Below are 19,248 nucleotides of genomic sequence, written 5' to 3'. Positions count from 1 at the left end.
TTGCGGCAGATCAATACATGCGCTCGTATTGCGGACAACCGTCAGGCCTTCAAGACCGACTCCGTGTGCTCGCCGAGCGCGGGCACCCCCTCCGGCGCGTCCGGCAGGCCGGCAGAGAACTTCACCGGAAAGCGCACCGAAATCCGGCCTTCCTCGGGGTGCTGCCGCACCATGTCGCGGGCGATCAGTTGCGCATCCTCGAACAGCTCCGCGGCGCCCAGCACCGGGGAGAAGGGAACGTCGGTGCCGGCGAAGCGATCGCCCCATTCGGCCAGCGTCTTGCCCGCGAACACCTGCACCATGAGGGTGTTGACCTCCTGCTTGTGCTTCTGCCTTTGCGGCCGAGTCGCAAAACGCGGATCGCGCAAGGCGGGATATTCGTCGCCCAGCACCTCGCACAGGTTGACCCAGAACTTGTTCTCCAGGATGCCCATCGCCAGGTGGCGGCCGTCCAGGGTTTCGAACAGGTCGTTCTCCGGCATCACCGTCGGCGAGTCGACCAGCCGGTCCGCGTCAATGCCGCGCGCGGCCCAGGCGCCCTGCGCCGTCCAGGACGTCACGGCATCCAGAATCGACACGTCCAGGTGCTGCCCCCGGCCGTTCTGGCGGGCGCTCATGATCGCCACGCTCAGCGACAGTGCGGCATAGCCCGAGGCGGCGAAGTCCGAGATGCGCGCGCGTGGCCGCGACACCTTGTCGTGCACCTGCACCGGCACCGCCCAGTAGCCCGACAGGGCCAGGTAGTTCAGGTCATGGCCCGCATGGGCCGCCAGCGGACCGGTCTGGCCGAAGCCCGAGATCGAGCACAGCACGATGGCCGGATTGACCTCCGCCAGGGTGTCGTAGCCCAGCCCCAGCCGCTGCATCACGCCCGGGCGGAAGCCCTCGATCACCGCGTCGGCGCGCTGGACCAGGTCGAGGAAGGCCGCCTTTCCCTCGGGCGACTTCAGGTCCAGGGCGACCGATCGCTTGCCGCGATTGAACTGGGCGAACACCGCCGGCCCGAGCAGGCGCGAGGTATCGCCGGTGTCAGGGTTCTCGATCTTGATCACGTCCGCGCCCAGCTGCGCGAGCAGCGACGCCGCGTGGGGCCCGGGCAGCAACTGGCTGACATCGAGGATCGTCACATCCTTCAGGCACGACCATTCCGGTTTCATCGTCCGTCCACCTTCAAGCCAATGGTCTTGATCAGATCACCGAAGCGCTTGTCCTCGGCGATCACGAATTTCTGGAACTCCGCCGGCGAGCCATCGGGGCGGAGCTCGGAGCCCATGGTCTTCACCAGCTCATCCATCGCACCCGAGCGCAAGATGGCGTTGATCTCCCTGGACAGTCGATCGACGATCGGCGCCGGCGTCCTGGCGGGCGCGAAAACCCCCGACCAGCTGTTCAACGAGAAGCCGGGAGGCAGTGCCTCTGCCAGCGTCGGCACATCCGGCAGCGAGGGCGACCGCTTGTCGCTGGTGACGGCCAGCGCACGCAGCTTGCCGTTGTTCACGAACGTCAATGCCGTCCCCAGGATGGGCATGCCGAATTGGGTCTGGCCCGACAGCTGGGACGAGACGATGTCCGGCGCGCCCTTGTAGGGGACGTGCAAGGCCGTCGTGCCGGTATCCCGGAGCAGTTGCTCGACCGCCAGGTGGGCAATGCTGCCATTGCCGCCGGAGCCGTAGGCCATCCCGCCCGGCTTCGCCTTCAGCGCGGCGATCAAGTCCTGGGCCGTGCGTATGGGCGAAGACGCGGGAACCGTGAGCAGCGAAGCCCCGCCGCCCAGCATCGAAATAGCCACGAAATCCGCCGCCATGTCATAGGGCGGCGTGCGGAACGTATGCACGGTGATGGCTTGCGTGTTGGCGAACAGGCCCAGGGTATGGCCGTCAGGGGTGGCGCGCTTCAGCGCCGATGCGCCGATGGAGCCCCCGGCGCCGGGCATGTTCTCGACCACCATCGGCTGGCCCAGCCGCGCCGTCAGGGCACTGCCGAGCGCCCGTGCCCAGATGTCCGGTGTGCTGCCCGGCTGGAACGGCACCAGCATCCGGATGGGCCGGTCCGGATAGGCGTCCGCGGCCCAGCTGGCGTGCGATGCGAACAGTGCCGCCGCGGCGCCGCCGGCCGCCTGCAGGAAGCGTCTCTTGTTCATGTCTTGTCTCCTTGTGATTTGAAGGTTGCGCGGGCGCTTGGTGCGCCTCTTTCACTCACGCTTCCAGAATGACGCGGGCGATCGTGTTGCGCTGAATCTCGGAGGTGCCCGTGACGATCCGGAACATGCGCAGCTTGCGGAACACGTGCTCCACCGGATGGTTCTTCGTCACGCCGACGTTGCCGTGGATCTGCACCGCCTTGTCGGCCACCTCGAAGCAACGTTCGGACACGAAAAGCTTGCAGGCCGCGGCCTCCATGCGGATGTCGGCGCCGCGATCGGCCAGCATCGCGGTGTTCAGGATCATGCTTTCGCACGCCCACAAGGCCGCGGCCATGTCGGCGAGCATGTGCTGGATCGCCTGGAAGCGCGCGATCGGGCCGCCGAACTGCTGGCGGGTGCGGGCGTACCCCAGAGACAGCTCGTAGACGTGGCGCGCCATGCCCAGCATCGTCGGGCAGTGCAGCAGGCGGTTCACGTTGATGCGCGCCATGCCGAGCTTGAAGCCGTTGCCGTAGCCGCCGAACACGTTGCGCACCGGCACCCGCACGTTCTCGAAGATGATGTCGGCGTCGATGTGCTGGCCGGACATCGGAAGATAGGCCTGCTCCAGGCGCACGCCGGGCGAATCCAGCTCGACCAGAACCGCCGTCACCCCCTTGGGCGTGCTGTCGGGATCGGTCACGCACTGGACGATCGCGAAGTCGGCGAAAGGCGAACCGCTGATGTAGTGCTTGTGGCCGTTGATGACGAGCTCGTCGCCATCGAGCACCGCGCGGGTGGTGATGCTGTTGGCGTCGGATCCCGAATGGGGCTCGGTCATCGCGAAGCAGGTGCCCTTCTCGCCGCGAATGACCGGCAGGAAGAAGCGCTCCATCTGATCGGGCGTGGCGTACTTCAGCATGTTGCCCACGCGCGGCGGACCGCTCAGGTCACCCAGCACATGGGCGCCCAGCAACGCACCGGACCTGGCGATGTCCAGCTTCAGCAGGCATTGGTCCAGGACGCTCAGGCCGGCGCCGCCCATCTCGGGCGGCAGGCAGATCGGCAGCAGGCCTGCATCGCTCGAGCGGCGCCAGATGCGATGCAGGACCTCGCGCGGCCACGGGTCCTCGGGGCCGAGGTCGAGCTCTTTCTCGATCGGGAGGACCTCGTCCTGGATGAAGCGGGCAAGACGCTCGCGAATCTCGGCGAGCTGGGGGCTGGCAAGGTGTTCCATCTGTCTCTGTTCCTCGATTCAGTTGACGCGGCGTTCCACGTGGGTCCAATAGGGCTCGCGCACCAGCTTGCGCGCGATTTTTCCGCTCGGGTTCTTCGGCAGCTCGGCCGCGAATTCGATCGTGCGCGGGGACTTGTAGTCGGCCAGGCGCTCGCGGCAGAAGGCCATCAGGTCGGCGGCCGTGGCTTTGGCGTCCCCCTTCAGGCAGATCACGGCCTTCACGCTCTCGCCCCATTGCGCATCGGGCACGCCCACCACGCAGGCCTCGAAGACCGCGGGGTGCTGGTAGAGCGCGGCTTCCACTTCGGTCGGGTAGACGTTGAATCCGCCCGAAATGATCATGTCCTTCTTGCGGTCCACCAGGTAGATGAAGCCCTCGTCGTCCACCCGCGCCAGGTCGCTGGTGTGGAACCAGCCGTCGACCAGCACCTCGGCCGTGAGTTCCGGCGCGCCCCAGTAGCCCTTGAAGACGTCTTCGCCGCGGACCACCACTTCGCCGATCTCGTCGCCCGAGACCTCTTCGCCGCGCTCGTTCACCACGCGCACGTCGGCCTCGACGTGGGGACGCCCGCAGGATGCCAGGCGCTCGGGACGGTGGGCGATCGCGTGCGCGTGGTCTTCGATGGACAGGCGTGCCACGCCTGACGTGGTCTCGCTGCCACCGTAGCCTTGCGAGAGGATCGGACCGAAGCAGGCCCAGGCTTCCCGGATTCGCGTGGGTGCCATCGGCGCTGCGCCATAGGCGATGGAGCGCAGGCTGGACAGGTCGTAGCGCCCGATCGACGGATGCGCCAGCGCCATGTGGATCATCGCCGGGACCATGAACACGTGCGTGATGCGCAGTTCCTGCACCGCCGCCAGGAAGGGCTCGACCTCGTACTTGTCGAACACCACCAGCGTGCCGCCGCCGTGCAGGACCGGCTGGATCAGCATGCCGGTGGCGTGCGTCATCGGGCCGAGCAGCGCAAGGCGGTCGCCCCGCCCTATGCGCACGTCGCTGCCGATGAGGAACTTGCGAAGGCTGGCCCGGCGGTTGCCGAAGCTCTGCATCGCGGCCTTGATCCTGCCGGTGGAGCCGGACGAGAAATGCAGCACGGCGATATCGTCCGGATCGATGTCGACCACCGGCGCGACCGGGGACGCACGGGCCAGCAGCGCCTCGTAGCCCAGGTAGCCGGGTCGCTCGCCAGCCAGCGAGATCATCGCGCGCACCGACTCGAAGCCGGGCGTGGACGGGCTGTGGCCGGTGAAGCCTTCCCCGGCGATCAGCACGGCCGGCGTGCAGTCGGCCATGACTTCCGACACCTCGGTGGCGGTGTAGCGCGGATTGAGCGCGGCCTTGGTCAGGCCCGCCTGGTACAGCGCGCACTCGATCTCGACGAGTTGCGCGCAGTTGCGCGCATGGATGGCCACGCGATCGCCTTTCTCCAGCCCCAGCGCCAGCAGCGCGTTGGCCAGGCGGCAGGAGCGCTCGTGCAGCGCCGCATAGGTCACGATGCGGCCGTTGTGGATGACGGCGGGCCGTTGGCCCCAGTAGCGGGCGCCGCGTCGGATGTGCAGGTTCAGATCCATGGTTTGTCTCTCGGTGTGCGGAAAGTCTTGGGCCAGTTTCTCCACTTGCACGCATGCCAACAATCAACCAAACTGGCGCAAGACATAACCAACAGGAATGCCTTTGCAGATCCAGGACTTTGAATACCTTCTGGCGGTCGCCGAGCACGCGAGCATCGGCCGGGCTTCACAGGCGCTGGGAATCAGCCAGCCCGCCTTGACCAAGGCCGTGCACCGCATCGAAACGGACGCCGGCCTGCAGCTCTTCACCCGGCACGCCAAGGGGGTTCTGCTCACCGAGGCCGGGCGATCGTTCCTGCACCGTGGCCGCAAGATCTGGCTCGAGTACGGCGACGCGATGCGCGAGATGCAGCAGATGCGCACCGGTCAGCTGGGCCAGCTGCGCGTCGGGTTCAGCCCTTCGGTCTCCGAGGAACTGGTGGTCACGGCCTTCTGGCAGCTCATCCAGGAGCGCCCGGCCGCCAGGCTGCAGCTGCGCGAGCGGCTGATCAGCGAACTGATCGAGATGCTGCTGGCCGGCACCCTGGATCTGATTCTTGCCCCGGCGAGCGAGACCGCGACGACGCAGGGCCTGAGCTTCCAGTCGCTCTACGCCGATCGATTCCATGTGGTGAGCGATCGCAACCATCCGCTGCAGGGGCGCGGGACGCTCTCGCTGCACGATCTCGCCCGGGAGCAATGGATCCTGCCGGGCACCCACGTGCGCGTGCGCCAGTGGATCACCGCCGAGTACCGCAAGCGGGGCCTGGAGGGGCCGGACGTGCGCGTGGAGGCGGAGTTCGGCCGGGTGTCGATGTGGCCGCTGGCGCGGAACTCCCCCCTGCTTACGCTCTGCAGCGTCGCCGGCCTGACCGAGGCCCGCCGACACGGGCTGGAGGTCCTGCCGGCGCCGGAGCTGGAGATCGCGCGGGACATGGGGGTCATCGTGCGCGCCGGCGCCTGGCAGTCGCCGCTGGCCGAAAGGCTGACGGCCTTGCTTCGCGCCAATGCAGGCGCCGAGCAGGGGAATTGACTCGCCCGCGCATTGCCCGACGATCGCAAAGCTCCTACATTCGAACGGGGCCTGGATGGAAACGCCGCTGCACCCGGGTGCGGTCTCGTGCAAGTCGTGTTCCTGAGGAGCAGCCATGAGAGAGAAGATCATCCAGGGACTTGGCGCGCTCGTCGGCGCATTGTTGTCATGGCCCACGGTCTCCAGGTACCTGGGCACGCTGCCCGACTACCACACGGTCGAGTGGTTCGGAGCCGGGGTCGGTTTCATCCTGGGGCTCTTCCTGCAGACGACGAAGGTGGTGCAGAAGACCATGGCGCCGTGGCACAGCGGATGGAAATTCATCCTGCTGTTGCTGGTCGTCGCCGCCTGGCTGTACCTGAACTACGACTTGTGCCAGCAGTACCAGCGCTACGGGGCGGCGTCGGGGGACATGACACCGGAACGGTTCGCGAAGGCACAGTTCGCGGTCGGCACCCTGTCGGTGATCTGGGCGGCGCCGCTGGCCTACATCGGTGCAGCGATTGCCGAAGCCCTCGACCGCAAGTTTCGGTCGTGAGTCCCGGCAAGATTCCGCATTCCGCTTCTACATGCACCACGAAGGATTGACATGACAGACCCCTCCGCCATCCAAGTCGGCCAGCTGACCATTCGCTATCTCGTGGACGGCTCGCAGGCCGACCGCGTCGGCATGTTCGAGCTCACGGTGCCGCCCGGCTCGAACGTGCCGCCGCCGCACAGCCATACGCAGAACGACGAATGCATCTATGTCCTGGAGGGAACGCTGCGCTATTCCGTCGATGCCGAAACGCGCGACCTCGCAGCCGGCGCGACGATGTTCAGCCCCAAGGGGAGCGTGCATCAGTTTTCGAATCCCTTTGAAACGGAAGCCCGGGCACTGGTCGTGCAGTCGCCGGATATCGGCGCCCGGTACTTTCGCGATGTCGCTGCGGTGGTCAACACCGCAGGGCCGCCCGACAAGGCGGCGCTGGTCGCCGTCATGAGCCGCTATGGACTGGTCCCGGCCGCGCCGCCCGGCGCCCAGTCCCGACCGTAAAGGCCAGACATGGAAGCCCTCGTCATCCACGCCCCCGGCGACCTGCGCGTCGAAGAATTCGAAACCACCGAACTCGGACCCGATCAATTGCAAGTGCGGGTTCGCTGCGGCGGCATCTGCGGCTCGGATCTGCACTACTACCAGCATGGCGGCTTCGGCGCCATCCGCATCAAGGAGCCGATGGTGCTCGGCCATGAAGTCGCCGGCATGATCGAGGCGGTGGGCGCCGGCGTCACGAGCTTCAGTCCCGGCGAACGCATCGCGATCAGCCCGAGCCGGCCATGCGGCGTTTGCCGCTACTGCCGGCAGGGCCTGCAGAACCATTGCCTCGACATGCGCTACTACGGCAGCGCCATGCGCACGCCGCACGTGCAGGGCGCGTTCCGCCAGCAGCTCGTGGTCGAGACCCACCAGGCCCACCGGCTGGCCGATTCGGTCAGCGACGGCGAAGGCTCGATGGCCGAGCCGCTGGCGGTGGCGCTGCACGCGGTGCGACGTGCCGGCTCCCTGCTCGGCAAGCGCGTGCTGGTCACCGGCTGCGGGCCGATCGGAGCACTGGCGATCATCGCGGCGCGGCGCGCAGGCGCCGGCCACATCGTCGCCACCGACGTCGGCGCGCACACGCTGGGCAAGGCGCTCAAGGTCGGCGCCGACGAGATCGTCAACGTGGCGGACGCGCCCGACGGCCTGGCGCGCTTCACGGCCGACAAGGGCAGCTTCGACGTGCTGTTCGAGGCCAGCGGCAACGTCCGTGCGCTGGTCGGCGCCTTCGATGCGCTGCGCCCGCGCGGCATCATCGTGCAGCTCGGGCTGGGCGGCGACATGACGCTGCCGATCAACACCCTCGTGGCCAAGGAATTCGACCTGCGGGGCGCGTTCCGCTTCCACGAGGAGTTCGCGGTCGCGGTGGAACTGCTCAACAAGGGGCTGGTGGACGTGAAGCCGCTGATTTCGGCCACGTTGTCGTACCGCGACTCGGCCCGCGCCTTCGCGCTGGCGGCCGATCGCTCGCAGGCCATGAAAGTGCTGCTGAACTTCGACTGAGCGTGGCCGCGCGGTGCAGGGCCAGCCTTCAGGCTGCGGCACATTTCCTGATCGTGTCCCAGGTGCGGGTCGTGACGCCGGTGCCGAAGGTCTTCTCGATCAGTGTCATGAACACCGGGCCGCGCGGGTTCGGAACGTACGCGGTGAAGACTTCCCGGCCCTTGATGGCGAGCACGCACGCGCCGTCGACCTCGAGCGGAAGCGAGAGCTTGGCCTCGGGAGGCTGGCGCAAGAACGTGACGACGCGCTTGGCGTTCGTCGACAGCTGAAGTGCGGCGAACGGGTCCGCGTCGAGCAGCCCCCGCAAGTCATCGGCGGAGCGCACGATGGAAAGAAAGGTCCGGCCGAGCTGCTGCGCCATCGCCGCTTCGGCCTTGCGTTCAAGTGCCGCCTGCGACGCGGCACGCGCGTTGAACGCGACATTGCCGCTGGACAGCACGGTCTTGATGTCGGTGAAGCCGGCGCTTTCGAAGCAGCGCTTCAGCGCCGGCATCTTGGCGTTCATGGGGCTCACACCGCGCAGGAATGCAACATAGCGAGGCATCGGTCGTCAACCGTTCAGCCACGCAGGGGCAGCGCGACACCGATCGCCACGAACACCCCGCCGCAGGCCTGGTTGAAGCGCCGCCCGACGCGGCGCAGCCACGGACTGATGCGATGCGCCATGCTGGCGATGATGACGAACTGGATGAACAGGCTGCGGGTGGGATCGATGAACTGAGGCAGGAAGGCGGCGAAGAACAGCAGCCCCTTGGGATTGGTCAGGGCGGAGAGCGCGCCTTGCTGGAACAGCGACCAGCCCGGCCGGGCCTGCGCCGAAGCTTGAAGCTCGAGGCCGATCGGGGGCGAGCGCCAGACCTGGACGCCGAGCCAGACGAGGTACGCACCGCCCAGCCACTTCATGACGGTCAGCCACACCAGCGACGCCTGGAGCAGCGCGCCGATGCCGAACATCGAGAGGGCCACGACGGCGACGAAGCCGAAGGCTCCGCCGAAGATGGTGTAGAGCGCATTGCGCCGACCGTGCAAGGCCCCGTGCGTGAGCGCCAGCAACCCGTTGGGTCCGGGCGACAGCGACAGGCCGATGGCGGCCAGGAGATAGATGAGCCAGGTGTTGCGGTCCATGGCGCTCGATGCTGACGGGCGCGCCCTCCCGGGTCAAGAGGGCCGAATCATCGAGCCGAGGTCAATCCCGGCCGGGACGCGCCCGGCGGCCGGTGCTGCGCGCGCGCTTCGGCCCGGCCAGCACGCGGAGCGCGGCGTCCATGTGCGCGCGCATCGACGCCTCCGCGCCGCAGTCGTCGCCATCGCAGATCATGGCGACCATCTCCGCATGGCTGTCCTGGACCTGTTGCAGGCTCGCCTCGGTCTTGCGCTGCTCCATGCCCTGGCGCGACTGCGATTCGAGCGAACTGCGGATCGAGCCGATCATCTGCCAGAGCAGAAGGTTGCCGCTGGCGCGGGCGATCTCGATGTGGAGTTCGGTGTCGAGCGCCGCGTAGGCGGCCGGGTCGCGCAGCCGGGCCTGCATCTGCACCACCAGCGCAGACATGCGCTCCATGTGTTCGGGCGTCCGGCGCCGCGCCGCGAGAGTCGCCGCCCGGCTTTCCAGGCTGGCCCGCACCTCCATCAGATCCTCGGTGGAATTCTCGAGCACCTGCAGCGCCCGCGAAAAATAGACATTCAGCGCGGAAGCGTCCAGGTCGCGGCGAATCACGGGGCTCTTGCCGTTGGCGATCTCCACCACGCCCATGCCCTTGAGCGTGCGCAAGGCCTCGCGCACCACAGGCCGGCTGACGCCGAGCACCTCGGCCAGCCGGGCCTCGCCGGGCAGGGCCGCGCCAGGCCCGAGCTGCTCCTGCTCGATGTGCCGAAGCAGGCTCTGCACGGCCTGCTCGGTCAATGAGGTGCGGTCGAGCTTGCCCAGGACAAAAGGATGTGAATGCATGTGAATCGCCGATGGTTGCCAACCTATCATATAGGTATAAAGGTTGTCGTCTGCCGCTCGTGCCGGTTCAATCGGCCGATCGATCAGAAAGAGGCAAGCCATGTGGAAAGACGACGACGAGCTGTTCAGGCTCATGAAGACCCGCCTGTTTCCGGCGGTGGTGGGGGACATCCTCGACACCATGGGCCTGACGCGGCAGTTCCTGCCGCCGGCCATCCGGCCGGTCGCGCGGTCGATGGTGATCGCGGGCCGCGCGATGCCGGTGCTGGAAACCAATTGCTTTTCGCGCGCCGAGCCCGAAGGCAAGACGGCGCTGAGCCAGCAGCCGTTCGGCCTGCTGTTCCATGCGCTGGACGACCTGAAGCCCCACGAGGTCTATGTCGCCACCGGCTGCGCGCCGCAGTTCGCGCTGTGGGGTGGACTGATGACCACCCGCGCCCTGCACCTGAAGGCGGCCGGCGCGGTGCTCGACGGCTACTCGCGCGACACCAGCGAAGTGCTGGAACTGGGCATGCCGGTCTTCTCGCTGGGCGGCTACTCGCAGGACCAGGGCCCGCGCGGCAAGGTGGTCGACTACCGGGTTCCGGTGGAGATCCAGGGCGTGCGGGTGCGTCCGGGCGATGTGGTCTTCGGCGACCAGGACGGCGTGCTGATCGTGCCGCGCGAGGCGGAGGTCGAAGCCTTCAGCCGTGCACTGGAGAAGGTCAGCACCGAGAGCGCGGTGCGCACCGCGATCCAGAACGGCATGAGCACGGTCGAGGCCTTCAACCACTTCGGCGTGATGTAAGGGCGGCCCGGCGCCGCACGCCGTGGCTCGCCGGGGCGGTGCGCCCGCGCGCCCCGCCCCAGGCCGCGCGCCGCTTCCCGATGGATTCCACCGCATGACACACACCCTCCGCTCCGCCGCCTGGTTCGCCGGCGACGACAAGGACGCCTTCATCCACCGCAGCTGGATGAAGAACGCCGGGCTGCCCGACGACAGCTTCGATGGCCGGCCGATCATCGGCATCTGCAACACGTTCTCGGAATTCACGCCGTGCAACGGCCACTTCCGGGAACTGATCGAGCACATCAAGCGTGGCGTGCTCGACGCCGGCGGCGTGCCGCTCGAGTTTCCCGTCTTCTCCTGTGGCGAGTCGAACCTGCGGCCCACCGCGATGCTGTTTCGCAACCTCGCGTCGATGGACGTCGAGGAAGCGATTCGCGGCAACCCGATGGACGGCGTCGTGCTCATGGCGGGCTGCGACAAGACCACGCCCTCGCTGCTGATGGGCGCCTCCAGCTGCGACCTGCCGAGCATCGTGATTTCCGGTGGCCCGATGCTCAACGGCAAGTTCCGCGGCCAGGACATCGGCTCGGGCACCGATGTCTGGCGCTTTTCCGAAGAGGTGCGCGCAGGCACGATGAGCCGCGCGGATTTCATGGCCGCAGAAAGCGCGATGTCGCGTTCGCCCGGCCATTGCATGACGATGGGCACGGCCTCCACGATGGCCAGCATGGCCGAGGCGCTGGGCGTCGCGCTGCCCGGCAACGCGGCCTACCCCGCGGTGGACGCGCACCGGTCGCGCCTGGCGCGGCTGACCGGCCGCCGCATCGTGGCCATGGTGCGCGAGGACCTGCGCCTGTCGAAGATCCTGACCCGCGCCGCCTTCGCCAACGCGATCCGCGTCAACGGCGCGATCGGCGGCTCCACCAATGCGGTCGTGCACCTGCTCGCGATCGCCGGCCGCATCGGCACCGCGCTGTCGCTCGAGGACTGGGACCGCTGGGGCCAGGACGTGCCGACCCTGCTCAACCTGATGCCCTCCGGCCGCTACCTGATGGAAGACTTCTGCTATGCCGGCGGCCTGCCGGCGCTGATGAAGGAGATCCAGGGCCTGCTCGACCTGGATGCGCTCACCGTCACCGGAACCACCGTGCGCGACAACATCGCCACGGCGGAGAACTTCAACACCGACGTGATCCGGCCCCTGAGCGCGCCGCTGACGGCACAGGGCGGCATCGCGGTGCTGCGCGGCAACCTGGCGCCCGACGGCGCGATCATCAAGCCATCCGCGGCCTCGCCGGCCTTGCTGCGCCATCGTGGCCGTGCCGTGGTGTTCGACACGATCGAGGACTACAAGCGGCGCATCGACGACCCCTTGCTCGACATCGACGAGCACTGCGTCATGGTGCTGCGCAACTGCGGTCCCAAGGGCTATCCGGGCATGGCCGAGGTCGGCAACATGGCGCTGCCGCGCAAGCTCCTGGAACGCGGCGTGCGTGACATGGTGCGGCTGTCCGACGCGCGCATGTCCGGCACCGCCTTCGGCACGGTGGTGCTCCACGCGGCGCCCGAGGCGGCCGTCGGCGGCCCGCTGGCCCTGGTGCAGGATGGCGACGAGATCGAACTGGACGTCGCGGCGCGGCGGCTCGAGCTGCGGGTGTCCGCGCCCGAGCTGGCGCGCCGGCGCCGCCTCTGGACCGCGCCCGAGTCGGCCATGAAGGGCGGCTACCAGGCGCTCTACGTCGAGCGCACGCTGCAGGCCGACCGCGGCGCCGACCTCGATTTTCTCGTGGGTTGCCGAGGCCACGCGGTGCCTCGGGAGAGTCATTGAGCCCGCCGATGCCGAGCGATCTCATCCTGCCCGCAGCCCCTTCCCCCGTGCCCGGCGCCGGCCGGCGCGACCTGATCGTGTCGACCAACGATGCGAAGTACCGGCGCGTGCAAGGGCGGGACACCTTTCCCGCCGATCCGCCCGCGGACTCTCTCGACCTCATCGACGCGAGCTCCTTCCCGCCCCGGGTGGTGGCGTCGCTGGAGGTGGCCGCCACCATCGTCGGACCGCCGCAGGCGGTGGCGATCTCTGCGGACGGCCGGCTGGCCATCGTGTCGGCGCCGAACCGATATGACCCGACGCTGGGGCGCTGCCTGTTCGACAACTACCTGCAGGTCGTGGATCTGCATGCGACGCCGCCCCGGGTGGTCGCAACCTGCCCGACCTCGCACCATCCGCAGGGCGTCGCCATCAACCGGCAAGGCAATCTGCTGCTGGCCGCCACGGTGGGCGGAACGGTGGCGGTCTTCGGCATCGAAGGCACGCGCCTGCATCCGCGCGCGGAGCTGGCGGTCTCGAGCGGCCGCCTGTCGGGCATCACCTTCACGCCCGATGGCCGCGCCGCGCTGGTGCTGCTGCGCGACGAGCAGGGCGTCGCGGTGCTCGACGTCGATGGGGACGAGGTCCGCTCGAGCCGCGAACGCGTCTCGACCGGCGTGGCGCCCTACGCGGTCGATGTCTGCAGCGACGGTCGCTGGGCCGTGGTCGGCAATGTCGGCCTGGCCGGCCTGCCCGGCAAGGGCGCGCAGCTGGCGGGCGATGCCGACACCGTGACCCTGATCGACATCGGCACGCGCCCTTTCCGTGCCGTGCAGCATCTGTCGGTTCCGTCCCTGCCGGAAGGCGTGGCCATCTCGCCCGACGGCCGATGGATCGCGGCACTGACCATGGACGGCTCGAACCTGCAGGCCGGCAACCCGGGGCGCCGTGCGCACGGCCGCCTGGTGCTGTTCGAGATTCGCGGCGAACGCGCGCATCCGGCGGGCGATCTTCCGGCGGGCGAAGCCGGCCAGGGCGTCGTCTTCAGTGCCGACAGCCGGTACATCCTGGCCCAGTTCAATGTCGAGCGGCAACTGGCCGTCTACGCGGTCGGAAGCGGCCGGCTGGTGGATACCGGCCACCGCATCCCGGTGGCCGGCGGGCCGTCGTCGCTGCGCTCGATGCCCAGGTAGCTGCCTGCAGCCATCCGGTCTTTTCTTCTCAACTCAAGGAGTCTTTTCCATGTTCCGTCTTCCCTCACGCCGCCAGTTGCTCGCACTCGGCCTGGCCGCGACCCTGGGCTGCGGCGCTTCTGCAGCCTCGGCGCAAGGCATCGCCGACATCAAGAAGAAGGGCGAGATCAGCGTCGGCATGCTGGTCGACTTCCCGCCCTACGGCACCACCAATGCCCAGAACCAGCCCGACGGCTACGACGCCGACGTGGCCCGGCTGCTGGCCAAGGACCTGGGCGTCAAGCTAAACCTGGTCCCGGTGACCGGCCCCAACCGCGTGCCCTTCCTGCTCACCAACAAGGTCGACCTGCTGATCGCATCGCTGGCGATCACGCCCGAGCGGGCCAAGCAGGTGGACTTCTCGGTGCCCTACGCCGCCGCATCGGTGGTGCTCTACGGCGCCAGCAAGGCCGACATCAAGTCGGCCGCCGACTTCAAGGGCAAGCGCATCGGCGTGGCCCGTGCCAGCACGCAGGACGTGGCGCTGACCGCCATGGCGCCGGCGGGCACCGAGATCCGCCGCTTCGACGACGACGCATCCGCGATGCAGGCGCTGCTGTCCGGCCAGGTCGATGCGATCGGCTGCTCCACCACGGTCGCGGCCCAGATCGCCAAGCGCGCGCCGGCCAACACCTACGAGCAGAAACTGGTGATTCGCGAACAGGTCATGGCCGTGGCGATGCGGCCCGGCCAAGCCGAGTTGAAGAAGACGCTGGACGACTTCATCGCCCGCAATCGCGCCAACGGCGAGCTCAACAAGCTCTACCAGAAGTGGCTCGGCACCGACCTGCCGGCACTGTCCGGCTCCTGATGCGGCGCCCCCAGGCAAGGACCTCTCAAGCGTGAAACACGTCGTCGTCTTCAAGGAAATCCCGGCCGACCAGCTGGACCGCATCCGGTCCGTGCACCAGGTCACCGTGGCCAACGCCGAGCAGGCACCGGCTGCGTTCCGGGCAGCGCTGGCGAGCGCCCATGGCCTGATCGGCTCGAGCTACCCGATCGACGCCGCGCTGCTTGCCGAAGCGCCGCAACTGGAAGTGATCTCTAGCGCTTCGGTCGGGGTCGACAACTACGATCTGGCCGAGTTGCGCCGCCGCGGCGTGCTGCTGTGCCACACGCCCGGCGTGCTGGACGACACGGTCGCCGACACCGTCTTCGGCCTGCTGCTGGCGACCAGCCGGCGCTTCGTCGAGCTGTCGACCATGGTGCGCGAAGGGCGTTGGCCCAAGGACTTCGGCGAGGAGCTCTACGGCTTCGACGTGCACGGCAAGACACTGGGCCTGATCGGCTTCGGCCGCATCGGGCAGGCGATCGCGCGGCGCGCGGCGCTGGGCTTCGGCATGCCCGTGCTCTTCCACGCGCGCCATCCGGTCGATCTCGCGACCCAGGCGCCCGACCTGCACGGCAAAGCCGAGCAGGCGCCGCTGGCCGAGCTGCTGTCGCGCGCCGACTTCGTCGTGGCGATGCTCCCGCTGTCCGAGGCCACCCGCGGCCTGATCGACGCGAAGGTGTTCGCCGCCATGAAGCAAGGCGCCATCTTCATCAACGGCGGGCGCGGACGCACCGTGGTCGAGCCCGATCTGCTCGCGGCGCTGGACAGCGGTCGGGTGCGCGCGGCCGGCCTGGACGTCTTCGCCATCGAGCCCCTGCCCTTCGAATCGCCGCTGCGCACCCATCCGCGGGTGACTGCGCTGCCGCACATCGGGTCGGCCACCCATGAGACCCGGCATGCGATGGCGGCACTGGCCACCACCAACCTGTTGCAGGCGCTGGCCGGGCAGCGCCCGACCGGCGCCTTCGATCTGGCGCGCGCCTGATTCGAGCCCGTCTCTTCCGGACAAGCCCGTTCGAGTTCAACGGGGTCCGCGACGCGGGCACCCCGCCCTCCCCCCCGCGTTGACGATCCTTCTCCACCTCCAGCCCCTAGTGGGGGGAGAGCTTTGGACAAACGAAGGCATCACGCAATACGCCAATGGTGGGGTCCTCCCTCCGAGGAGGGAGAGGAGCAGCCGAGCCGTCCATCAGGCCCTGCGGGACGACGAGGCGTTGATGCAGCTGTCGCGCGCATGAGCGCGGCGCAGGGGCCCAGGTCCGGCGGCGTTGCGGGCGAACGGGCTTGCCTTCGACACTGCGACGACTACAGTTCGTCCTGTCCGCGCATTCGCGAACAAGGAGAACGGTATGAGCCAGGATCCGTTTGCAGAGCTGAAGCAGCGACAGCGGGAGATGTGGGCCTCTTTCGCGCCGACAGCCATGTTCACCACCCCGGTGGCGGGTCACCTCGTGAAGTTTGCGCGCATCGCTCCGGACGAGACCGTCCTCGACGTCGGCACCGGGACCGGCGTCGTGGCCATCACGGCCGCGCGGGCCGGCGCGCAGGTGCAGGCGCTGGACCTGACGCCCGAACTCCTCGAGCAAGCCCGCGAGAACGCCCGCATCGCCCAGCAAGAAGACATCGTATGGACCGAGGGCGACGCCGAGCAACTGCCCTACCCCGACGCGTCGTTCGACGTCGTGTTGAGCCAGTTCGGACACATGTTCGCGCCGCGCCCCGACGTCGTGATGGCGGAGATGCATCGCGTGCTCAAGAGCACCGGCCGGATCGCGTTCGCCACCTGGCCACCGGAGCACCTCATTGGCCGCCTGTTCGCCTTCGTGGGGCGCAATTCGCCGCCGCCGCCACCCGGGGCGGCGCCGCCTCCGCAGTGGGGCCATCCCGCGACGGTCATGGAGCGCCTGGGCACACGCTTCGACGCCCCCTTTTTCGAGCGCGGCACGATGGCTTTCCCCGCGCTCAGCATCGAGCACTACCGCCTGTTCATGGAGCGTTCCGTCGGGCCGATCCAGAAGCTGGTCGAGAGCGTCGCGAACGAGCCCGGGAAGCTCGCCGCCCTCCGGGCCGAGTTCGATGCCATGGTCTCCCTCCACTACGCCGACAACATCGTGCATCAGCACTATCTGCTGACGCGCGCCCAGGCACGCTGAGACGAATGGAACGACCCGCATGCCGGCAGCGTTGCGCGCGCTTCGAGCGGACATCACCCAGCTGACGGTCGACGCCATCGTCAACGCGGCGAACAATCCCCTCCTCGGCGGCGGCGGGGTGGATGGGGCCATCCATCGCGCGGCGGGGCCCGAGTTGCTGCGGGAATGCCGACTGCTGGAAGGCTGCCAGACCGGCGACGCCAAGCTCACCCGAGGCTATCGCCTGCCCGCCAAGGTCGTCATCCATACCGTCGGTCCCGTGTGGCATGGCGGTGCCCACGGCGAAGCCGAACTGTTGTCGTCCTGCTATCGGAAGTCACTGTCGCTCGCGGGCGAACAGGGCGCGCGAACAGTCGCGTTCCCGAGCATCAGCACCGGGGTGTACGGCTACCCGATCGAGCTCGCAGCGCAAGTTGCCGTGGCTGCCGTTCGAGCCGGCCTGGAACAAGGCTCGACCATCGAAGAGGTCATCTTCTGCTGCTTCTCGGCCGACGACCTGGCCGTCTATCAGGCGGTGCTCGCCGAAGGGTCGGCCTGACCCGGTCGAAGACTTGGCTGGCGCCAGCCCCGATCTCGCTGGCGCCGATGTTGTAGTCTCCCGTTCGATGGCCGGATACCTCCCGGTTTGAATCGGAGCGACGATGGGTGACAAGGTCCTGGTGTTCTATGGCTCCTACCGGTCCGACCGGATGGGCGTGCGTCTGGCGGACTACGTGGTCGCCGGCCTCAAGGCGCGAGGGGACGATGCGGAGCTGGTGGACGCCAAGGCGGTCGACCTGCCCATGCTCGACCGCATGTACAAGGAGTACCCGTTGGGCACCGCCCCCGCGGCCATGGAAGCCCTGGCCGGGAAGATACGCGACGCGGATGCCTTCGTCTTCGTGACCGGGGAATACAACTGGGGTCCGCAACCCGGCCTGAAGAATCTGACGGACCACTTCCTCGAGGAGTGGTTCTGGCGTCCGGCCGCCGTCGCCAGCTATTCGGCCGGCCGGTTCTCGGGTGTCCGCTCGGGCACCATTTGGCATTCCATCCTGTCCGAGATGGGCATGGTCGTCGTTTCAAGCACCCTCGCCGTCGGCCCCATCGCGCAGACGCTGGATACCGACGGGCGGCCCACCGGCAACGCCGGCGAAGCGCTCGAACGCTCCTTCGTTCGCTTCGCCGACGACCTGGCCTGGTGGACCGAGGCGGCGCGCGCACAGCGCGCGCGCAAGCCGCCGCCGTACTGACTGCTGGGACAGTCGACGGTGCAGGAGCCGGCCGGGATTGCTCCGCGCTGCTCCAGCCACGGCGCCTCGGCTCCTCATCGCGGCGCGTCAGGCGCCTGCAGGACTTCATCGAACAACGCCAGCAACTGCCGCGCGAACAGGTCCATGTTCAGGACCCGGTCGCCTTCGCCGGTCTCGACGGTCTTCGTCCGCGTCACGTCGCCGGCGACTGCGACACACACGTGGCCGGGCGCATCCCCGTACGGACTGCCCGACGGCCCGGCCGCACCGCTCTCGCCGAGCCCCCAGGTGGCGCGAAGCTGGCCGCGGATCCTGTTGGCGACGAGGGCGGCGTAGGGCTCGGTCTCCGAGCGCATGCCGACGACATCGGCGGCGCTCAGGCCCAGCAGCGCCCTGCCCGCGCGCCGCGTGTAGACGACGGCGCCGCCGAGGAAGAAAGCCGACGCGCCCGGGATCGCCAGCAACGCGGCAGAAACGAGGCCGCCGGCCGAGGACTCGGTGACCGCCACCGTCTGGCCGCGCTCACGCAAGGCGGCGCCGACGCGGGCGGCAAGGGTGGCGAGCGATGGCAGGTCGGACATTCGGAAGACTCCAGGCGTGGGCGTATCGATGAGTGCTGTTCGCGCGAGCGGCCGCCGATCACTCAGGTCCGGTTTCCAGCTGGCGCTTCACGATGCTGGCCTGATTGTGGGCCATGGTCGCGGCATCGACGACAACGCCTTGGCCGAGACGATCAACCGTCTGTACACGACCGAATAGATTCATCGATGTAAGGAGGCGAAGCAATCGACTTCGCGCCGCTTCAAAGACAAGCAGTGCCAGCAATGTCTTCCTGCCCAAATTGACAAACTTGTGTCCCAAATAAGCAAGGACTTGTCGCCGCTGCGCCGGATACTGCCTGCGTTGGCACAGCGGTCCGAGAAACGAAAGACTTGGAGACAAAGATGAAACTGAAGCAATTTGCACGCTCTGCCATGGTCTTGATTGGCTGGTCATTGGCCATGCTGACCAGCGTCACGCAACCCACGTCGAAGCACGCCGGGATCGCAGACGACGTCCCGCACTGAGTTTTTCTATCCAGTTCGACATTCTCGATATTCACCTTTCATCTCGGAGACCCCTCACCATGAACTTCCTTGACGGCCACCTGTATCCTGAGAACCAGCAGCCTCTGATCATCACCGCCGCCCCCTATGCGCCGGGCTGGATTCCTTCAGACTTCCCGGAAGACATTCCAGTCACGATGGAGGAT

21 protein-coding genes and 1 pseudogene are annotated in these 19,248 nt (G+C 68.0%); 13 read left to right on the top strand and 9 right to left on the bottom strand.

Translation table 11 applies throughout. From position 1 onward, the window contains the following. Positions 1-41: 41 nt before the first annotated feature. The 4 genes from AC1DYK_RS31215 to AC1DYK_RS31200 are packed head-to-tail and all read right to left on the bottom strand — an operon-like array spanning position 42 to position 4,931. The gene (locus tag AC1DYK_RS31215; RefSeq protein WP_478169841.1) at positions 42-1,157 is read right to left on the bottom strand and encodes a CaiB/BaiF CoA transferase family protein; all 1,116 of its coding nucleotides are present in this window, start codon (positions 1,155-1,157) and stop codon (positions 42-44) included. Continuing rightward, positions 1,154-2,140 (bottom strand): Bug family tripartite tricarboxylate transporter substrate binding protein, encoded by a 987-nt coding sequence (locus tag AC1DYK_RS31210; protein ID WP_478169840.1) that lies wholly within the window; start codon positions 2,138-2,140, stop codon positions 1,154-1,156. Before AC1DYK_RS31210 ends, AC1DYK_RS31215 begins: the two co-directional genes overlap by 4 nt. A gap of 55 nt (positions 2,141-2,195) precedes the next feature. Continuing rightward, positions 2,196-3,359 carry an acyl-CoA dehydrogenase family protein gene (locus AC1DYK_RS31205; RefSeq protein ID WP_478169839.1) on the bottom strand — a complete coding sequence of 388 codons (1,164 nt, stop codon included), beginning with the start codon at positions 3,357-3,359 and terminating at the stop codon, positions 2,196-2,198. A gap of 18 nt (positions 3,360-3,377) precedes the next feature. Then, positions 3,378-4,931 carry an AMP-binding protein gene (locus AC1DYK_RS31200; RefSeq protein ID WP_478169838.1) on the bottom strand — a complete coding sequence of 518 codons (1,554 nt, stop codon included), beginning with the start codon at positions 4,929-4,931 and terminating at the stop codon, positions 3,378-3,380. 97 nt (positions 4,932-5,028) lie between these two features. Here AC1DYK_RS31200 and AC1DYK_RS31195 point away from each other — a divergent pair, with 97 nt between their 5' ends. The 4 genes from AC1DYK_RS31195 (at position 5,029) to AC1DYK_RS31180 (ending at position 8,023) form a co-directional block, all read left to right on the top strand. Beyond that, the gene (locus AC1DYK_RS31195; protein WP_478169837.1) at positions 5,029-5,943 is read left to right on the top strand and encodes a LysR family transcriptional regulator; all 915 of its coding nucleotides are present in this window, start codon (positions 5,029-5,031) and stop codon (positions 5,941-5,943) included. 115 nt (positions 5,944-6,058) lie between these two features. Continuing rightward, positions 6,059-6,481: a hypothetical protein gene (locus AC1DYK_RS31190; RefSeq protein WP_478169836.1), complete on the top strand. Its 423-nt coding sequence runs from the start codon at positions 6,059-6,061 to the stop codon at positions 6,479-6,481. Between the two features lie 51 nt (positions 6,482-6,532). Continuing rightward, positions 6,533-6,979, top strand: coding sequence for a cupin domain-containing protein (locus AC1DYK_RS31185; RefSeq protein ID WP_478169835.1), 447 nt, complete (start codon positions 6,533-6,535; stop codon positions 6,977-6,979). A gap of 9 nt (positions 6,980-6,988) precedes the next feature. Then, positions 6,989-8,023 carry an L-idonate 5-dehydrogenase gene (locus AC1DYK_RS31180; protein WP_478169834.1) on the top strand — a complete coding sequence of 345 codons (1,035 nt, stop codon included), beginning with the start codon at positions 6,989-6,991 and terminating at the stop codon, positions 8,021-8,023. Between the two features lie 28 nt (positions 8,024-8,051). Here the strand turns inward: AC1DYK_RS31180 and AC1DYK_RS31175 are convergent, their stop codons facing one another. The 3 genes from AC1DYK_RS31175 to AC1DYK_RS31165 form a co-directional block, all read right to left on the bottom strand. Then, the gene (locus AC1DYK_RS31175; RefSeq protein WP_478169833.1) at positions 8,052-8,567 is read right to left on the bottom strand and encodes a DUF1697 domain-containing protein; all 516 of its coding nucleotides are present in this window, start codon (positions 8,565-8,567) and stop codon (positions 8,052-8,054) included. 14 nt (positions 8,568-8,581) lie between these two features. After that, complete coding sequence (locus AC1DYK_RS31170; protein WP_478169832.1) at positions 8,582-9,148, bottom strand: LysE family translocator; 567 nt, start codon at positions 9,146-9,148, stop codon at positions 8,582-8,584. A gap of 61 nt (positions 9,149-9,209) precedes the next feature. Continuing rightward, the gene (locus AC1DYK_RS31165; RefSeq protein WP_478169831.1) at positions 9,210-9,971 is read right to left on the bottom strand and encodes a FadR/GntR family transcriptional regulator; all 762 of its coding nucleotides are present in this window, start codon (positions 9,969-9,971) and stop codon (positions 9,210-9,212) included. 100 nt (positions 9,972-10,071) lie between these two features. Here AC1DYK_RS31165 and AC1DYK_RS31160 point away from each other — a divergent pair, with 100 nt between their 5' ends. From AC1DYK_RS31160 to AC1DYK_RS31125, 8 genes are all read left to right on the top strand, one after another. Further along, positions 10,072-10,758 (top strand): RraA family protein, encoded by a 687-nt coding sequence (locus AC1DYK_RS31160; RefSeq protein WP_478169830.1) that lies wholly within the window; start codon positions 10,072-10,074, stop codon positions 10,756-10,758. A 94-nt stretch (positions 10,759-10,852) separates the two neighbouring features. After that, positions 10,853-12,568, top strand: a complete 1,716-nt coding sequence (locus AC1DYK_RS31155; RefSeq protein WP_478169829.1) for an IlvD/Edd family dehydratase — start codon at positions 10,853-10,855, stop codon at positions 12,566-12,568. A gap of 8 nt (positions 12,569-12,576) precedes the next feature. Continuing rightward, positions 12,577-13,740, top strand: coding sequence for a lactonase family protein (locus AC1DYK_RS31150; protein WP_478169828.1), 1,164 nt, complete (start codon positions 12,577-12,579; stop codon positions 13,738-13,740). A 49-nt stretch (positions 13,741-13,789) separates the two neighbouring features. Further along, positions 13,790-14,590, top strand: a complete 801-nt coding sequence (locus AC1DYK_RS31145) for a transporter substrate-binding domain-containing protein (RefSeq protein ID WP_478169827.1) — start codon at positions 13,790-13,792, stop codon at positions 14,588-14,590. Positions 14,591-14,621: 31 nt separating this feature from the next. Beyond that, a complete protein-coding gene (locus tag AC1DYK_RS31140; protein ID WP_478169826.1) occupies positions 14,622-15,596 on the top strand; it encodes a 2-hydroxyacid dehydrogenase in 975 nt (324 codons plus the stop codon). 364 nt (positions 15,597-15,960) lie between these two features. Beyond that, positions 15,961-16,764 carry a class I SAM-dependent methyltransferase gene (locus tag AC1DYK_RS31135; protein ID WP_478169825.1) on the top strand — a complete coding sequence of 268 codons (804 nt, stop codon included), beginning with the start codon at positions 15,961-15,963 and terminating at the stop codon, positions 16,762-16,764. A gap of 19 nt (positions 16,765-16,783) precedes the next feature. Continuing rightward, positions 16,784-17,302 carry an O-acetyl-ADP-ribose deacetylase gene (locus tag AC1DYK_RS31130; RefSeq protein WP_478169824.1) on the top strand — a complete coding sequence of 173 codons (519 nt, stop codon included), beginning with the start codon at positions 16,784-16,786 and terminating at the stop codon, positions 17,300-17,302. 103 nt (positions 17,303-17,405) lie between these two features. Then, a complete protein-coding gene (locus AC1DYK_RS31125) occupies positions 17,406-17,996 on the top strand; it encodes an NADPH-dependent FMN reductase (RefSeq protein ID WP_478169823.1) in 591 nt (196 codons plus the stop codon). A gap of 74 nt (positions 17,997-18,070) precedes the next feature. Here the strand turns inward: AC1DYK_RS31125 and AC1DYK_RS31120 are convergent, their stop codons facing one another. Both AC1DYK_RS31120 and AC1DYK_RS31115 read right to left on the bottom strand, forming a co-directional pair. Further along, on the bottom strand, positions 18,071-18,577 hold the full coding sequence (locus AC1DYK_RS31120) for a CinA family protein (RefSeq protein WP_478169822.1): 507 nt from the start codon (positions 18,575-18,577) through the stop codon (positions 18,071-18,073). A gap of 58 nt (positions 18,578-18,635) precedes the next feature. Next, complete coding sequence (locus AC1DYK_RS31115; RefSeq protein ID WP_478169821.1) at positions 18,636-18,992, bottom strand: hypothetical protein; 357 nt, start codon at positions 18,990-18,992, stop codon at positions 18,636-18,638. A gap of 130 nt (positions 18,993-19,122) precedes the next feature. Between AC1DYK_RS31115 and AC1DYK_RS31110 the strand changes: the two are divergent. After that, positions 19,123-19,248 (top strand): annotated as a pseudogene (locus AC1DYK_RS31110) (3-keto-5-aminohexanoate cleavage protein); the annotation flags it as partial.

The sequence above is a fragment of the Variovorax sp. P2_H12 genome, assembly GCF_056403395.1.
This window is presented reverse-complemented; position numbering and strand designations above follow the sequence as displayed.

Excerpts from the sequence above, each read along its gene's own strand:
- AC1DYK_RS31170 (WP_478169832.1), bottom strand. The coding sequence starts at position 9,148 with ATGGACCGCAACACCTGGCTCATCTATCTCCTGGCCGCCATCGGCCTG.
- AC1DYK_RS31145 (WP_478169827.1), top strand. The coding sequence starts at position 13,790 with ATGTTCCGTCTTCCCTCACGCCGCCAGTTGCTCGCACTCGGCCTGGCC.
- AC1DYK_RS31180 (WP_478169834.1), top strand. The coding sequence starts at position 6,989 with ATGGAAGCCCTCGTCATCCACGCCCCCGGCGACCTGCGCGTCGAAGAA.
- AC1DYK_RS31130 (WP_478169824.1), top strand. The coding sequence starts at position 16,784 with ATGCCGGCAGCGTTGCGCGCGCTTCGAGCGGACATCACCCAGCTGACG.
- AC1DYK_RS31120 (WP_478169822.1), bottom strand. The coding sequence starts at position 18,577 with ATGTCCGACCTGCCATCGCTCGCCACCCTTGCCGCCCGCGTCGGCGCC.
- AC1DYK_RS31115 (WP_478169821.1), bottom strand. The coding sequence starts at position 18,992 with ATGACCAGCCAATCAAGACCATGGCAGAGCGTGCAAATTGCTTCAGTT.
- AC1DYK_RS31155 (WP_478169829.1), top strand. The coding sequence starts at position 10,853 with ATGACACACACCCTCCGCTCCGCCGCCTGGTTCGCCGGCGACGACAAG.
- AC1DYK_RS31215 (WP_478169841.1), bottom strand. The coding sequence starts at position 1,157 with ATGAAACCGGAATGGTCGTGCCTGAAGGATGTGACGATCCTCGATGTC.
- AC1DYK_RS31205 (WP_478169839.1), bottom strand. The coding sequence starts at position 3,359 with ATGGAACACCTTGCCAGCCCCCAGCTCGCCGAGATTCGCGAGCGTCTT.
- AC1DYK_RS31175 (WP_478169833.1), bottom strand. The coding sequence starts at position 8,567 with ATGCCTCGCTATGTTGCATTCCTGCGCGGTGTGAGCCCCATGAACGCC.
- AC1DYK_RS31165 (WP_478169831.1), bottom strand. The coding sequence starts at position 9,971 with ATGCATTCACATCCTTTTGTCCTGGGCAAGCTCGACCGCACCTCATTG.
- AC1DYK_RS31190 (WP_478169836.1), top strand. The coding sequence starts at position 6,059 with ATGAGAGAGAAGATCATCCAGGGACTTGGCGCGCTCGTCGGCGCATTG.
- AC1DYK_RS31195 (WP_478169837.1), top strand. The coding sequence starts at position 5,029 with ATGCCTTTGCAGATCCAGGACTTTGAATACCTTCTGGCGGTCGCCGAG.
- AC1DYK_RS31210 (WP_478169840.1), bottom strand. The coding sequence starts at position 2,140 with ATGAACAAGAGACGCTTCCTGCAGGCGGCCGGCGGCGCCGCGGCGGCA.
- AC1DYK_RS31150 (WP_478169828.1), top strand. The coding sequence starts at position 12,577 with ATGCCGAGCGATCTCATCCTGCCCGCAGCCCCTTCCCCCGTGCCCGGC.
- AC1DYK_RS31160 (WP_478169830.1), top strand. The coding sequence starts at position 10,072 with ATGTGGAAAGACGACGACGAGCTGTTCAGGCTCATGAAGACCCGCCTG.
- AC1DYK_RS31125 (WP_478169823.1), top strand. The coding sequence starts at position 17,406 with ATGGGTGACAAGGTCCTGGTGTTCTATGGCTCCTACCGGTCCGACCGG.
- AC1DYK_RS31135 (WP_478169825.1), top strand. The coding sequence starts at position 15,961 with ATGAGCCAGGATCCGTTTGCAGAGCTGAAGCAGCGACAGCGGGAGATG.
- AC1DYK_RS31200 (WP_478169838.1), bottom strand. The coding sequence starts at position 4,931 with ATGGATCTGAACCTGCACATCCGACGCGGCGCCCGCTACTGGGGCCAA.
- AC1DYK_RS31185 (WP_478169835.1), top strand. The coding sequence starts at position 6,533 with ATGACAGACCCCTCCGCCATCCAAGTCGGCCAGCTGACCATTCGCTAT.